Source organism: Ruminococcus sp. AF20-12LB (assembly GCF_003478985.1).
Taxonomy (GTDB): domain Bacteria; phylum Bacillota; class Clostridia; order Lachnospirales; family Lachnospiraceae; genus Blautia_A.
In genome coordinates this window covers 62,899-77,281 of record NZ_QUGH01000016.1, presented here as the reverse complement: position 1 = coordinate 77,281, position 14,383 = coordinate 62,899, and the positions used below count along the sequence as shown (strand labels likewise).

Annotated in this window: 16 protein-coding genes; all 16 read right to left on the bottom strand. The window is 44.3% G+C overall.

Annotated elements, in window-relative coordinates:
• Window positions 1-179 precede the first annotated feature (179 nt).
• Window positions 180-413 carry a hypothetical protein gene (locus DWX61_RS16505; RefSeq protein WP_173733054.1) on the bottom strand — a complete coding sequence of 78 codons (234 nt, stop codon included), beginning with the start codon at window positions 411-413 and terminating at the stop codon, window positions 180-182.
• A gap of 122 nt (window positions 414-535) precedes the next feature.
• A complete protein-coding gene (gene radA, locus DWX61_RS16500; protein WP_118626403.1) occupies window positions 536-1,909 on the bottom strand; it encodes a DNA repair protein RadA in 1,374 nt (457 codons plus the stop codon).
• Window positions 1,903-2,316 (bottom strand): endosialidase, encoded by a 414-nt coding sequence (locus DWX61_RS16495; RefSeq protein ID WP_118626401.1) that lies wholly within the window; start codon window positions 2,314-2,316, stop codon window positions 1,903-1,905. The genes radA and DWX61_RS16495 overlap by 7 nt, the downstream gene beginning before the upstream one ends.
• Before the next feature lie 96 nt (window positions 2,317-2,412).
• The gene (locus DWX61_RS16490) at window positions 2,413-4,878 is read right to left on the bottom strand and encodes an ATP-dependent Clp protease ATP-binding subunit (RefSeq protein ID WP_118626399.1); all 2,466 of its coding nucleotides are present in this window, start codon (window positions 4,876-4,878) and stop codon (window positions 2,413-2,415) included.
• An 11-nt stretch (window positions 4,879-4,889) separates the two neighbouring features.
• The gene (locus DWX61_RS16485) at window positions 4,890-5,267 is read right to left on the bottom strand and encodes a GntR family transcriptional regulator (protein WP_015525911.1); all 378 of its coding nucleotides are present in this window, start codon (window positions 5,265-5,267) and stop codon (window positions 4,890-4,892) included.
• A gap of 72 nt (window positions 5,268-5,339) precedes the next feature.
• Entirely contained in the window at window positions 5,340-6,113 is a 774-nt protein-coding gene (locus DWX61_RS16480) for an SseB family protein (RefSeq protein ID WP_015525910.1), read from the bottom strand.
• Between the two features lie 185 nt (window positions 6,114-6,298).
• Window positions 6,299-7,573: a phosphoribosylamine--glycine ligase gene (gene purD, locus DWX61_RS16475; RefSeq protein WP_118626397.1), complete on the bottom strand. Its 1,275-nt coding sequence runs from the start codon at window positions 7,571-7,573 to the stop codon at window positions 6,299-6,301.
• A 32-nt stretch (window positions 7,574-7,605) separates the two neighbouring features.
• A complete protein-coding gene (gene purN / locus DWX61_RS16470; protein WP_015525907.1) occupies window positions 7,606-8,229 on the bottom strand; it encodes a phosphoribosylglycinamide formyltransferase in 624 nt (207 codons plus the stop codon).
• Window positions 8,223-9,248 carry a phosphoribosylformylglycinamidine cyclo-ligase gene (gene purM, locus DWX61_RS16465; RefSeq protein ID WP_118626395.1) on the bottom strand — a complete coding sequence of 342 codons (1,026 nt, stop codon included), beginning with the start codon at window positions 9,246-9,248 and terminating at the stop codon, window positions 8,223-8,225. Before purM ends, purN begins: the two co-directional genes overlap by 7 nt.
• A 51-nt stretch (window positions 9,249-9,299) precedes the next feature.
• The gene (purE, locus tag DWX61_RS16460; RefSeq protein ID WP_118626393.1) at window positions 9,300-9,800 is read right to left on the bottom strand and encodes a 5-(carboxyamino)imidazole ribonucleotide mutase; all 501 of its coding nucleotides are present in this window, start codon (window positions 9,798-9,800) and stop codon (window positions 9,300-9,302) included.
• A 123-nt stretch (window positions 9,801-9,923) separates the two neighbouring features.
• Window positions 9,924-12,008, bottom strand: a complete 2,085-nt coding sequence (locus DWX61_RS16455; RefSeq protein ID WP_182434036.1) for an aminopeptidase — start codon at window positions 12,006-12,008, stop codon at window positions 9,924-9,926.
• Window positions 11,986-12,597: an HD domain-containing protein gene (locus DWX61_RS16450; RefSeq protein ID WP_118626391.1), complete on the bottom strand. Its 612-nt coding sequence runs from the start codon at window positions 12,595-12,597 to the stop codon at window positions 11,986-11,988. The genes DWX61_RS16455 and DWX61_RS16450 overlap by 23 nt, the downstream gene beginning before the upstream one ends.
• A gap of 3 nt (window positions 12,598-12,600) precedes the next feature.
• The gene (locus DWX61_RS16445; RefSeq protein WP_118516099.1) at window positions 12,601-12,915 is read right to left on the bottom strand and encodes a hypothetical protein; all 315 of its coding nucleotides are present in this window, start codon (window positions 12,913-12,915) and stop codon (window positions 12,601-12,603) included.
• Window positions 12,899-13,372 (bottom strand): VanZ family protein, encoded by a 474-nt coding sequence (locus tag DWX61_RS16440; protein WP_182434035.1) that lies wholly within the window; start codon window positions 13,370-13,372, stop codon window positions 12,899-12,901. The genes DWX61_RS16445 and DWX61_RS16440 overlap by 17 nt, the downstream gene beginning before the upstream one ends.
• A 64-nt stretch (window positions 13,373-13,436) precedes the next feature.
• Window positions 13,437-13,589: a hypothetical protein gene (locus tag DWX61_RS19020; protein ID WP_022426215.1), complete on the bottom strand. Its 153-nt coding sequence runs from the start codon at window positions 13,587-13,589 to the stop codon at window positions 13,437-13,439.
• A 70-nt stretch (window positions 13,590-13,659) separates the two neighbouring features.
• Complete coding sequence (gene pyrE, locus DWX61_RS16430) at window positions 13,660-14,334, bottom strand: orotate phosphoribosyltransferase (RefSeq protein WP_118626389.1); 675 nt, start codon at window positions 14,332-14,334, stop codon at window positions 13,660-13,662.
• Window positions 14,335-14,383: the final 49 nt, after the last annotated feature.

The following is a 14,383-nucleotide window of genomic DNA, read 5'->3' as shown; positions in this document are numbered from 1 at the left end:
TAGTAGTATCCCCCGACGGAGTCCCTGCCCGGAGCGATGCCACCTTCCTCTGGCGTCCCCCTCTCCATCCCAACAAAAAAAACGGCACCCGGCAGATCCAACACTGCCAGACACCGGAACCAAAACACCCGTCAAACAGACATATACAATGTATAATCAACATTCGCCATCCGCTCAACTCAATTACCACCAGAAAGTTCTCTCAGCAACTCAAGATCGCTGGCCTGCACTTTAATATTCGTAGTCAGCTTCTCACCTTCAGGACTAATATACGTCACCTCAAGAATGCTCCCCTCACGAATCCCACGCCGTGAAACCGCACTACAAAAAGCCGGAAACTTCGGATGATTCTGTTTAAACGTATTCCATGCATTCATAACCTTCATCATATTTCCAATATTACCAATACCCATAACCAACACCAGCCTTTCCTTACTATTATCTATGTTTTTTATCTATTAACCCAAACACAGCCGCCGTACAAACCATACAGCGGCTGACCACATGCTCATATTCAAAATAACCTGCCGGGAACTCACAACCCTCTGATAAAAGAAATCGCATCCCTGATTCCAGCCACATAAACCAATTTAATTCCTTTAATCCTCTCTGTAGCCGTCCGGTTCACCTTAGGAAGTATCACCGTCTCAAACCCAAGCTTTTTTGCTTCCTGCACACGCTGTCCGGCCATACTCACTGCACGAACCTCGCCACTCAGACCAATTTCACCAAACGCCATCACCGAATCCGGGATCACGATCTCCTTCGCACTGGAAATAATAGCAAGGCAAATACCCAGGTCAATTGCCGGCTCTGTCATTTTCATACCACCCGCAATATTCACATAAGCATCTGAAGCAGCAAGATGAACTCCCGCCTTCTTCTCCAGAACCGCCATCAAAAGATTCACACGATTAAAATCCGTACCAACTGCTGTTCTTCTCGGAATTCCAAAATTACTCTGACACACCAGAGCCTGAATCTCCACCAAAATCGGTCTCGTCCCCTCCATAGAACATGCAGCAACAGATCCCGAAGCATTCTCCGGTCTTCCATTCAAAAGGAACTCGGAAGGATTCTTCACTTCTTCAAGTCCGGAATTCTGCATCTCAAAAACACCAATTTCATTGGTAGAACCAAAACGATTTTTCACCGCACGCAAGATCCGGTAAGACGCATGCCTGTCCCCCTCAAAGTAAAGCACAGTATCTACCATATGCTCCAGTACACGAGGACCTGCCACATTTCCCTCCTTAGTCACATGACCCACGATAAAAATGGACACACCCATACCCTTAGCGATCTGCATCAGTACATTGGTAGATTCCCTCACCTGAGAAACGCTTCCCGGTGCAGACGAAATATCTTCATGAAACATCGTCTGGATAGAATCCACAACAGCTACATCTGGCTTCGTCCGCTCAATGATCTCTCGGATATTTTCGAGATTCGTCTCACAGAGCAGTTTCAGTTTATCATTAAACGTTCCAAGACGATCTGCCCGGAGCTTGATCTGTCTGAGAGACTCCTCACCAGAAATGTATAAAACAGAAACCCCCTGTGAAGATAAATTTCTGCACACCTGCAACAACAATGTAGACTTGCCAATACCAGGATCTCCACCTACCAAAACAAGGGAGCCGGGGACGATTCCGCCTCCCAGCACCCTGTCAAGTTCACTGATTCCGCAACTCTGACGTTCATCTGAAGAAAGACTGATATCTTTCAGAACTACAGGCTCCGTTTTCTTTTGTGTAGTTTTAATACTCCCCGAGGAAGATTTTTGGGAAGAAACCGTTTCCTCCACAAAAGTATTCCATGCCTTACATGCCGGGCACTGTCCCATCCACTTGGCTGATTCATACCCGCATTCCTGACAGAAATAAACCGTTTTTTTATTTTTTAGCATTTTACAATTTTAACTTCTGCTTTGGTGTTCGCATCCAGTTCAACACTGAATGAAAGCTTGCCGCCCAGGTTTGTGGTCATTGTACCTGTACTTACATCGTCAATAAATACCTGATACTCTGTCTCAGCTTCCAGTTCAACAGTGATCTGAGAATCCTCAAAGCCCTGAACCTCAAACCTCATTGCTGTTCCATCCTGCTGAAGATGGAACACACTGGTTCCCGGAACAGACTCATATACGAACATTCCATTACGCTCAAGTTTGGTAATCTCCTTATATGTTTTTACTTTATACATATCTCCCTGATACTGATAATCCGACAATTTGGATTTCTGATTTAATTCATAATTTCCAAAACTGATAGTCCCATTATCTTCTGTGCGGATCAATTCCTGTACCACTGCCATGATCTTATGTCCTCCTGAAATCTTTCGTTGTATAGTTTTAATTTTGTTAATTATAACTTATTTCTGTTTTTTTGGCTATAGAAAGTAATAAAATTCTTACGCTTTCTCCGCATCTTTTACTTCAAAGCAGATTTTCTTGTCTTTGACCTTCACCTGTACGGTATCACCGGCTTTGATCTGACCTGCAAGGATTTCTGTTGCCATCTCATCCTCGATCTTTGTCTGGATCGCACGACGAAGCGGTCTTGCACCGTATTTACTGTCAAAGCCTGCATCTGCGATAAGATCTTTAGCTGCTCCGGTAACTTTCAGTATGATATCCAGCTGTTCCTGACAGCGTTTTTCCAGGTTTTTCAAAAGAATAGTAACGATCTTCCTGATATTTTCTTTATTCAGAGAATGGAATACCATGATCTCATCGATCCGGTTCAGAAATTCCGGCTTAAACATCCGCCGCACTTCTTCCATCACTCCGGACTTCATCCGTTCATAATCACGCTTTTCCGTATCTCCGGACATAAATCCAAGATGTTTCGGTTCCATGATCATCTGCGCACCTGCATTGGAAGTCATGATAATGATCGTCTGCTTAAAATCCACTTTTCTGCCTTGAGCATCTGTAATATGACCATCATCAAGTACCTGCAGAAGAATATTAAACACATCCGGATGAGCCTTTTCAATCTCGTCAAAAAGAATGACACTGTATGGATTTCTGCGCACTTTTTCGCTGAGCTGTCCACCTTCTTCATAGCCTACATATCCGGGAGGCGATCCGATCATTTTAGAAACACTGTGTTTTTCCATATATTCGGACATATCTACACGGATCATTGCCTGCTCACTTCCAAATACAGCTTCCGCCAGTGCTTTGGAAAGCTCCGTTTTTCCCACTCCGGTAGGTCCCAGGAACAAGAAAGAACCTATAGGCCTTGCGGGATCCTTTAATCCTACTCTTCCCCTTTTTACCGCACGGGCAACTGCAGAAACTGCCTCATCCTGTCCGATCACACGTTTTTTCAGAACCTTTTCCAAATTTGCAAGCCTACGGGATTCCCCCTCTGTCAGACGCTGTACAGGTATTTTGGTCCAGTCAGACACAATACCGGCAACTGCCTCTTCATCAACCGTAAGTGGATTTTTCCGATTTTTCCGCTCCGCCTTTCTTCGGATCTTTTCCAATTCTGCTTCCGCTTCATTCTGCTTTGCCTGTGCTGCTTTTGCACCTTCGAGATCTGCATTTATGACTGCCTGTTCTTTTTGTTTCAGAATATCGTGGATTTCTCTTTCCAGTGCTTCTGCTTTCGGAGACGGACTATATCCCGCCAGTTGTACTTTTGACGCTGCCTCATCAATAATGTCAATGGCCTTATCCGGAAGAAACCGGTCATTGATATAACGAACGGACATTTTTACAGCAGCCTCAATCGCCTCATCCAGAATCTCTACACCATGATGTTTTTCATAATACGGGCGCAGCCCCTTCAGGATTTCAACAGCCTCCTCTTCTGTAGGCTCTTCCACGATGATAGGCTGAAAACGCCGTTCAAGCGCCGCATCCTTTTCAATGTATTTCCGATATTCTTCCAGTGTCGTTGCTCCGATCAGCTGGATCTCTCCGCGGGAAAGAGACGGTTTCAGGATATTGGAAGCATCCAGTGCACCTTCCGCTCCACCTGCTCCGATGATCGTATGGATTTCATCAATAAAGAGCAATATTCCCTGCTGTTCGCTTACCTCATCGATCACATTTCGGATACGTTCCTCAAACTCACCGCGATATTTACTTCCTGCGACCATTCCGGAAAGATCCAGAACTACAACCCGCTTATCCTTCACAGTATCCGGTACCATTCCTGTGACGATCCGCTGTGCAAGTCCCTCTACGATAGCCGTTTTTCCTACTCCCGGCTCTCCAGTCAGGCAGGGATTGTTCTTTGTTCTTCTGCTCAGGATCTGGATCAGTCTGGCAATCTCTTTATCCCTTCCCACTACAGGATCCAGCTTACCTTCTTCTGCCATGGCCGTCAGATCTCGGCTATACTGATCCAGAGTTGGTGTTACACTGCTGTTTCTTCCCTTTGAAGCTTTTACAGCCTGGAATTCTTCCGCAATGGTATCGCTGTCCATTCCCATTGCCGTCAGTACTGCCGCATAAAGCTTCTGGATATTGGCACCCATTGTATACAGCAGTCTGGTACCCACACAGTCTGTTTCTTTCAACATTGCCAGCAGAATATGTTCTGTCCCGACTTCCTCAAAACGCATGGATTCTGCTTCTGCATATGCACCCTCCAGAACTCTTCTGGTTCTCGGACTGAATCCCGGTCTCTGTGAAACAGCCGTATTTCCCGGCGGTGCGATCAGTTTATCGATCAGGGCTATTGCTTTATCAGCCTGGATCCCAAACTCCTCCAGAACTCTTCCTGCTGTGCCCTCCTTTTCTTCTACAAGCCCGACCAGCAGATGCTCCGTGCCGATATAACTATGTCCGCAGGAGCTGGCTGCCTCTTTTGCCAGAGCAAGAACATTCTCTGCCTGTTTTGTATATCGTTCCTGCATGATGTCTCCTCCTATCTGTCTGTGTCATACTCGTCAAAAATCTCGTCCACCAGTTGATGAACTTCTTCTCTTGTTACATTTTTACAGCATCCCCATGCCATTGCTACTGTCAGATTCTGTTTCATTTCTTCCAATGCTCTGACCTTATCTGCATCTATGGAGATCACCGCTCCCTTTCGCCTGTCAATAGTCACAAAGCCTTCCTGACGAAGCAGCGCATATGCCTTATTCACAGTATGCATATTGATTCCTGCAATGCTTGCAAGCTGCCGTACAGAAGGCAGAGTATCCCCTTCATGAAGCCTTGATGTAGCGATCCCCATTATGATCTGATTGGTGATCTGCATATAGATTGCCTCATCACTGTTAAAATCGATTTCTATCACCATAGGGTAATCTCTCCTCTACAACAGCAAAAGGCTGCACAGTTTCATCCTGGCAGCCTGCTGTGATTTTTGTTTTTATTTACTGATCCCTGCAATCTTCTCTATCTGTTCTTTGTTAAGAACCAGATTAAATCCCATTGGATTTACCACATAAGCGTTTGCCTGCGGAATCATCAGGCTCGGAAGTTTGTCTATAGTCACTTTCGCAACACGAAGATTCTTGCCTCTTCCAAATTTCTCAAATTCCATAACATCTGTAAACACAGGCTGCATGATCTTATCCTCTTTATTTTTCAGATACGGAATATGGAGCTTTCCATCTTCTTCCTGCTCTGCATTGATCGCGATCAGGAATTCTGCCTTACGCAGGTTTGCTATCAGCTCTTCTTCCAACTCACGGATATTCTTGTGCTCTTCCTGTTTTACCGGGCGACGCAATTCCTGCATAAAATAGATTCCGGAAAGTTCAAGAGACGGGTTCAGAAGCGGTCTCTTAGACGGCTCGATCTTACTCATATCTCTCTGGTTTGCGATCTTTCCGATCTCAATCTCGATCTTCTCTTCTCCGTCGATCCAGATCACACTGTTCACTCCGATCGCGTACAGCGTACCATACAGTCTTGGATAGTCTTTTTTCTCATATTTCATGCCCATAAGAAGGATCTTATCCTCAAGGAGCTGTTTACCATATTCTTTGATCTCTTCTTCTGTGGCAAAAATCCTTGCCTGGTCATTAAATGTTTCTTCATCACAGGTCACATATGGAAGTCTGGTTGCCTGTGAATATGCAACAAATACTTCCTCCCTGTTTCTGAGCTCATGGATTGCTTCTTCTACACTGATTCCCATTTTTCTGTCCTCTCTGCCTCATCACTTGGATGCGACACCTCATCAAGGAAAATGGTTGGTTCCTGTTGTGCCCTGTCAGCATCCAGCTTTTCATGTTCGTAACTACTCACTGTGTTTCATAGTTGTTACTATTGTACAATGAAATCCCTGTTTTCGTCAAGCTGTGCCTGTGAAAAATGACCAACTTAAGCCTCGTCGATAGCTTTTCCGATATCGTGACGCATATACTTGTTTGCAAAATTGATCCACTCTGTAGCAGCATATGCATTCTTTCTGGCTTCTTTTAATGTCTCTCCTTTGGCAGTGATGCCAAGAACACGTCCACCGTTTGTAACGATCTCTCCATCTTTAAATTTAGTTCCCGCATGGAAACAGTAATATCCGTCTTTGTCCTTAAAATTCTCAAATCCATGGATTGGAATACCTTTTTCGTATTTTACAGGATATCCATCACTTGCAAGAACAACACAAACTGCTGCATTGTCCTCAAATTTCAGATCGATCTGATCAAGTTTGCCGTCTACACAGGCTTCCATTACTTCAATGATATCATTCTCCATACGCGGAAGAACAACCTGTGCTTCCGGATCACCAAATCTTGCATTGTATTCCAGAACCTTCGGGCCATCTGCAGTAAGCATCAGTCCGAAGAAAATGATTCCCTTAAACGGACGTCCCTCTGCTGCCATGGCATCTACTGTCTTCTGATAAACATATTTCTTACAAAATTCATCTACTTCCGGAGTATAGAACGGACTTGGAGAAAATGTTCCCATTCCACCTGTATTCAGTCCCTGATCTCCATCTTTTGCACGCTTATGATCCTGTGCAGATGTCATGGTACGGATTGTCTTTCCATCAACAAAAGAAAGTACGGAAACCTCACGGCCTGTCATAAATTCTTCAATTACCATGGTATTTCCGGCATTTCCGAATTTTTTATCTTCCATGATCTCTTTTACACCAGCTTCTGCCTCTGCAAGATCCTGGCAGATCAGAACACCTTTTCCAAGAGCAAGGCCATCTGCCTTCAAAACGATCGGGAATTTTGCCTCGGTTCTTAAATATTCCAGAGCTTTTTCCGGATCATCAAAATTCTCATAAGCAGCTGTAGGAATATCATATTTTTTCATAAGATCCTTGGAAAAAGCCTTGGAGCCTTCCAGAATAGCAGCATTTTTGCGCGGTCCGAACACACGCAGTCCCTCTGCCTCAAATACATCTACGATTCCGCCCACAAGAGGATCATCCATTCCCACGATAGTAAGATCGATCTCTTTTTCTTTGGCAAAGGCTGCCAGTTTTTCAAACTCCATTGCTCCGATATCTGCACATTCCGCATACTCTGCGATTCCTGCATTTCCAGGTGCACAGTAGATCTTGTCAACTTTCGGGCTTTTTGCAACACTCCATGCAATTGCATGTTCTCTTCCGCCGCTTCCTACGATTAATACTTTCATCTGTTTACTCCTTTGTTTCATCTGTCTGCTGATTACTTTAAAGAAACAATTCCATCTGTCACTGTGATCTTGTCATTGGCGATAAGATTGATTGCTTCCGGAAGGATCTTCCACTCTGCTTTTTCCATTACGCGTCTCTGAAGCTCCTTGGATGTATCCCCGTCTTTTACCTTTACTGCTTTCTGAAGAATGATCGGACCTGTATCCGTTCCGGCATCTACGAAATGAACCGTAGCGCCTGTTACTTTCACTCCTCTTGCAAGAACTGCATCATGAACCTTAAGTCCATAAAAACCTTTTCCGCAGAAAGACGGGATCAGGGATGGATGGATATTGATGATTTTGTTGGGATATGCTTCCACCATCATCGGAGGGATCGCAACCAGATATCCTGCAAGAACGATCAGGTCTACCTCTTTTTCCTGAAGCTTCGCCAGTAATGCTTTATGGAAAGCTTCTCGGTCCGGATAGTCTTTCGGTGCGATGCATACCGCCTCTATATCATGCTTTCTGGCTCTTTCCAGAGCATAAGCGGAGGCATTATTACTGATCACAATATCTACTTTTGCATTTGTGATCTCTCCCGCATCAATAGCATCCAGGATCGCCTGAAGATTCGTTCCCCCACCGGAAACAAGAACACCGATCTTTAACATAAGGTCACTCCCTTTTCTCCCTCTTCAATGGTTCCTACCACATATGGCTTGTCACCGGTTTTACGGATAGCTTCCATTGTTTTGTCAACATCTGCAGGATCTACTGCCAGGATCATTCCAAGACCCATATTATATGTATTATACATCATATGCTCATCAATATTTCCTTTTTCGGCAAGGAGCTTGAAGATTGGAAGTACCGGATAGCTGTCTTTTTTGACAACGGCTCTGGTTCCGTCTTTCAGCATACGTGGGATATTCTCATAGAAGCCGCCACCTGTGATATGACTGCATGCATGAATCTTCACGCCAGACTCTCGAATGCTTTTCAGTGCTTTTACATAGATTCTGGTCGGTGCGATCAGCGCCTCTCCCAGAGTTGTTCCAAGCTCTTCATAATAAGTATCAAGAGACTCTTTTGTCATGTCAAATACTTTACGTACAAGAGAAAATCCATTGCTATGAACACCTGTGGAAGCCATACCAATCAGGACATCTCCTGGTTTCAGGGCCTCTCCTGTAAGAAGATCTTTTTTGTCAACGACTCCTACCGCAAATCCGGCAAGGTCGTACTCATCTTCCGGCATAAGACCAGGATGCTCTGCTGTCTCACCACCGATCAGAGCTGCCTCAGACTGCACACAGCCCTCTGCAACACCTTTTACGATCTCTGCGATCTTTTCCGGATAATTTTTGCCGCAGGCAATGTAGTCCAGGAAAAACAATGGCTCGCCACCTGCACACGCAATATCATTTACGCACATGGCTACGGCATCAATTCCTATGGTATCATGCTTGTCCATAACCATGGCTACCTTAACCTTGGTTCCACATCCGTCTGTTCCGGAAACCAGAGTAGGCTCTTCCATATCTTTGAATTTCTCCATGGAAAATGCACCTGAGAATCCGCCGATTCCTCCAAGTACCTCCGGTCTCATCGTCTTGGCAATGTGCTTTTTCATCAGCTCTACTGATTTGTATCCTGCCTCAATATCTACGCCTGAAGTCTTGTAATCCATAATGTCCTCCTTATGACAACACTTTTTTTATTTTTATGGTAAAAGATTTATTTAGTAATTTTTGTATCCAACTTCCTGAAGCCTTGCGTCTTTCTTCTCGACCTGCTCTTTCAGCTCCTGACTGTAGGCTTTCAGTCTGGAAAGAAGCTCTGCGTCAGAAGTTGCAAGGATCTTGGCAGCAAGAAGTCCCGCATTGGCACCACCATTGATCGCTACTGTGGCAACCGGGATACCGCTTGGCATCTGTACGATTGAGTAAAGGGAATCTCTTCCTCCCAGAGATGTTGTATGCATCGGAATACCGATCACCGGCATTGGAAAGATCGCCGCGCACATTCCCGGAAGATGAGCTGCCATTCCTGCGCCTGCGATGATAACTTTGAAGCCTTTTTCTTCTGCTGTCTTTGCATACTCGAAAAATACATCCGGTTCTCTGTGTGCGGAAATGATCTTCATCTCATAATCAATTCCCAGTTTCTCCAGGATATCTGCTGCTTTGCTCATAACCGGCATATCTGAATCACTACCCATTACAATTCCTACTTTTGCCATTGTGTTCTCCTTTCATGGTACACTAACTGAATATTAACCTGTGTCCTTTGACTATTGTTATGGTTATTCTACGTATATTCTCACTTTCTGTCAATACGATCAGAAAAACTGTAAATTTACTAATTAACTTATATTATTAATTAATGGAAGATTCTCAAAAGGACGGTTTAATTCCTCTGTTCCCGGAAGAACAAACCTTCCGTTTTCGATAATGGAAAGCATTTCTCCCTCATCATCGATCACACGGATACTTCCAAGCTCATCATAGGGAATGGTAATATCTGTATGACAGCCATAATAAGCAAGGCTTACGTCATCTTTTCGCATCTCGGAAATCTCATTATCCCTGGCGATGATCTCTTTTCCATCCGGATTATATACCGGTGTATCCTCGGCCCAGCTGTAACAGGTATCGCCCACAGCAAAATGCGGTCCCATTTTTTCTGCGATCAAGATTGGAAGCTTATCCGCAATTCCGTATTTCAGCGCCGCCACATAGGCTGTGGTGTTTGTACCGATAGCAAACTCTCCCATGGGGATCTTCGGATGGTGGTGGAGGATATTATCTTCAATATATTTCCGGTTCTCTTCTTCGGTTTTAAAATTCGAACAGGTGTAATCAATAACCTGGCCGCAGTCAAATACCAGCTTCAAATCCCGGAACTGAAGACCGTTCAGATATACTTTTTTCACATGAAGGATTCCGCCTGTGCCTGCCAGCTGTGGAGATGTAAAGACTTCGCCCACCGGAATATTCACGTCTGCCACACAGTTCTCAAAATTCGTCTGTTTCTTCGGATCTGTCAGTTCATGAAGATGAATCAGAAGATCCGTCTCATTGTCTCCACGTCCTTTGACTTCCACCCACTCACAGGTATCCAGGGTATTGATGATCGTCTGCTGGATTTCCTGATAGAGATGGTAATCCAATGTATTGATCTTTACGATCTCACGGAAAATTTCCTCATAATTTCCACCAATCTCAGGAACCGGATATGCAATGATCGTAAAACTTCTCTCATCACCTTTGATGTATCGGTTTACGATCTGTCCGGATTCATTGTCAAGCTCCGTCTGAAGCTTCTGCTGCATCTCGCTTAATGCATAAGCTTCCGGCTTACTTACCGGAGAGAAAGGATTTTCTCCAAATGTATCAATGCAGGCCGGACCGCCATGTACTTCTGCCAGTTCTCTGTACTTCTCATAGGAAGTCTGCATAGCCCGAAGTTTTCGCTGAACAAAATCCCCATCCAGGAACAATGCACTGTCCTGACGATGATCGTAGTCGTACTGCGGATTGGCAACGCCGCCTGTATAGCCTACTCTCACTGCCCCTCTCTTATTTACCACATGCGTTGCATGGCGATAGATCACCGGCTTCAGACCCATTTTTTCAAACTGAAGGATTGCTGCTTTTACCATCCGTTCGAAGCCAAGATTATATCGGATATTTACTGTTTTCTTTTTTGTGATATCCTTCCGTCCGGTGATAAATCCGATCCGATAGCCTTCTGTATAGGTAGAAGCCATCTTATCGATTTCTTCCTGAGAAAGGGAGTTCAGAAACTCTGCAACTCCTGTTTCATTCTCTGAAACAAACTCGCCATAGCGATACAGATATCTCAGATCGGAAAGATCCGAATTCATGATGATATCTGCCGCAAAGTCAAGCTCAGGATCTACACCTTCCCGTATCCTCTGCTCCATCATATCCTGGCAGTAATCATTCACATAGGAACGGAGAATCCCTTCCACTGTTGCAGCCTCCGGAAGTTCTTCCTCGCAAAATGCAGAATATACTTCCAGAAACAGTTCCATGGATACGATCATATCCCACAACCTTTTCTCATGTGCATAAGCTACAGTTCCTGCGATCTCTGCATACAGAAAACTGAAGGCTTTTCCGTATTCTCCCAACTGCTTTACTGCATACGCCGGATTTCCATAGCTGCTTTCATAATTTTCCGGGAGGATATCCTGATAAAAGCAATGATTTCTCTCCTTCAACTCCTCCATCGTAAGCTCTGCTGAGCTCTCATCCATCACATCTGCTGCCATGGAAAGAAACTTTGCCCTGTTTCTGAAAAAATCTCCAAACGGTTTTTTTACGGTTTCTTCTGTTATGATCTCACGGATCCGTTCCTTAGCAAGTCCATAACGTTCTTTCATGCATTCTTCCAAGACTTCATCTCCCATCTTTTTCATCATCGATCACATGCCCCAGAGCAATGTGTTTGTCAACGAGTTCTTTCATATATTCCCAGATCACTTCAGAACCCTCTCCTGTTTTCCGGTTTCTCTTATAAATCTGACTTTTCTTCACCTGATGCTCTTCCCAGCTTTTCCCGTTGGAAGCATCATTGAGAAACAATGGCTGACAATTATCCAGCACATGGGCAAATTTCGCCTCCGGGGTTTCGTAAGCCTCAAACTCCTCCCATAATGCTTTTAACCACTGTCCCTGATCTTCCGGCAATAGTCCGTAGATCCGTTCTGCAGCCTGCTTCTCCCTGTATTCCTTGGTTGTCGCTCCTTTTTCATCATATGCATAGGTATCACCTGCATCGATTTCTACCAGGTCATGCACCAGTACCATAGGAATCACCTTCGAAAGATCCACTTCCACATTGGAATATTCCTTCAAAAGCACTGCCATCAACGCCAGATGCCAGGAATGCTCCGCATCATTCTCTTTCCGCTTTCCGTCTGCAAGATACGTCTGACGGAAAATATTCTTGACTTTATCTATTTCCATAATAAAGTCCAGCTGTTTTTTTAAGCGTTCTTTTTTATCCATCTGTTATACCCCCGATAAAAAAAGTCCCAGCCAGATAACCAGGATCACTCCGTTCAAAATAGACCCGACCATGCTTGTCCTGTGTTTCCGGTTTTCTTCCGAAAAGCTGGAAAGCCCCAGTGTAAACCCATATGCAGAAAGCAGCATGGCAAAAAGCCCGGTTCCGCCGATCAGGCCCCCGAGCTTTCCATCAAAAAAGAGTGCAAGCACAACTGCCGCGATAAACAGCACGAGGGAAGCCACCGCAAGTCCTACAGACCATTTTCCTTTGGAAGCTTCTCTTTTTTTTGCAAATGCATATCTATATCTTCTTGCCATTAATTTTTCTCCTAATCCTGTCGCAGACTGCATAAATCCCATATCCAAGCGCTGCGCCCAGAGTATTCAATATCATATCATCCACATCAAAACAGCCAACTTTTGTGATCAACTGGATTACTTCTATCGTCAGACTGATAACAAATCCGGATAATATGATAAAAAAGCTATTTCGCATTTTTCCGGTTATTACCGGAAGAATAAATCCGTATGGCACAAATCCCAGCACATTTCCAAAAACATTTGTGAAAAGCGCAAATGTACCCACTATTTTTCGATAAGTCCAGAAACGCCTGATCTCCACAAACGGAACAAGATTATAACGGTATTCTCTTTCTGCATCCGCCACTCTTCCGTATCCTTCTGAAAAGAACAGAAGATACACAAGAACAAGAACATACAGTACAAAAAAAGCTGTCCCGAGTTTTTTTACTCTGCGTTTTGTCCCTTTTTCCAATATTCTCCCCTGCTTAAATAGTCCGAAAAGCCACACGGAACAACGTGCGGCTTTTCAGATCATATTAGATTAATATCTCTGATTTTCTTCTGAGCAGTCTCGCACCGTTCACGATCATCAGAATTCCTGTGACAAGTCCCGTCACCAGAACGACAATACCGAGTGCAAGGCTTCCCGCCCCGCTGCTCGCCATAGTTTTATAAATTTTTTCATTCATAAGGCTGCGTCCTCCCAGTAAAAGCGGACCTTCGGAATCCGCCGCTCTTTTATGACCTTTTATAACAATATTATTCTGCGCCGTACTGGTCATAATATGCATCAATGGCAGCTTTCAGCTTATCATCGATCACAACACGGCCTTTGTATTCTTTGTTGTAGAGATGCTCAACAACCTCTGCCATAGTTACAATAGCTGTAGTCTGAAGACCGTAGGTTTCCTCGATCTCTTTGAGCGCACTCTTTATTCCCTGGCCACGTTCCATACGGTCAACAGAAACCACAAGGCCTATCGGATTTACATCTCCCTGTGCTTTGATGATCGGAAGTGTTTCTTTAATGGATGTTCCTGCAGTCGTAACATCCTCAATGATCACTACCTTATCCCCATCCTGGATCGGGCTGCCAAGAAGAATTCCTTTATCTCCGTGGTCTTTCACTTCTTTACGGTTGGAACAGTAACGGATATCCTTTCCGTACATTTCACTGATCTCCATAGTTGCTGCTACAGAAAGCGGAATTCCTTTGTATGCCGGTCCAAACAGCACATCAAAATCCAGTCCGAACTTGCTTTCTATCGCTTTTGCATAATACTGTCCCAGCTTGCGAAGCTGCGCACCGGTACGGTAAAATCCTGTATTTACAAAAAATGGTGTCTTTCTTCCTGATTTCGTAGTAAAATCTCCAAATTTCAGGACATTACAGTCAATCATAAATTCAATAAATTCCTGCTTATACTGTTCCATTTATCTAATCCTCCATGTTTTTCATATATACGACAAACCCAGAATCCAC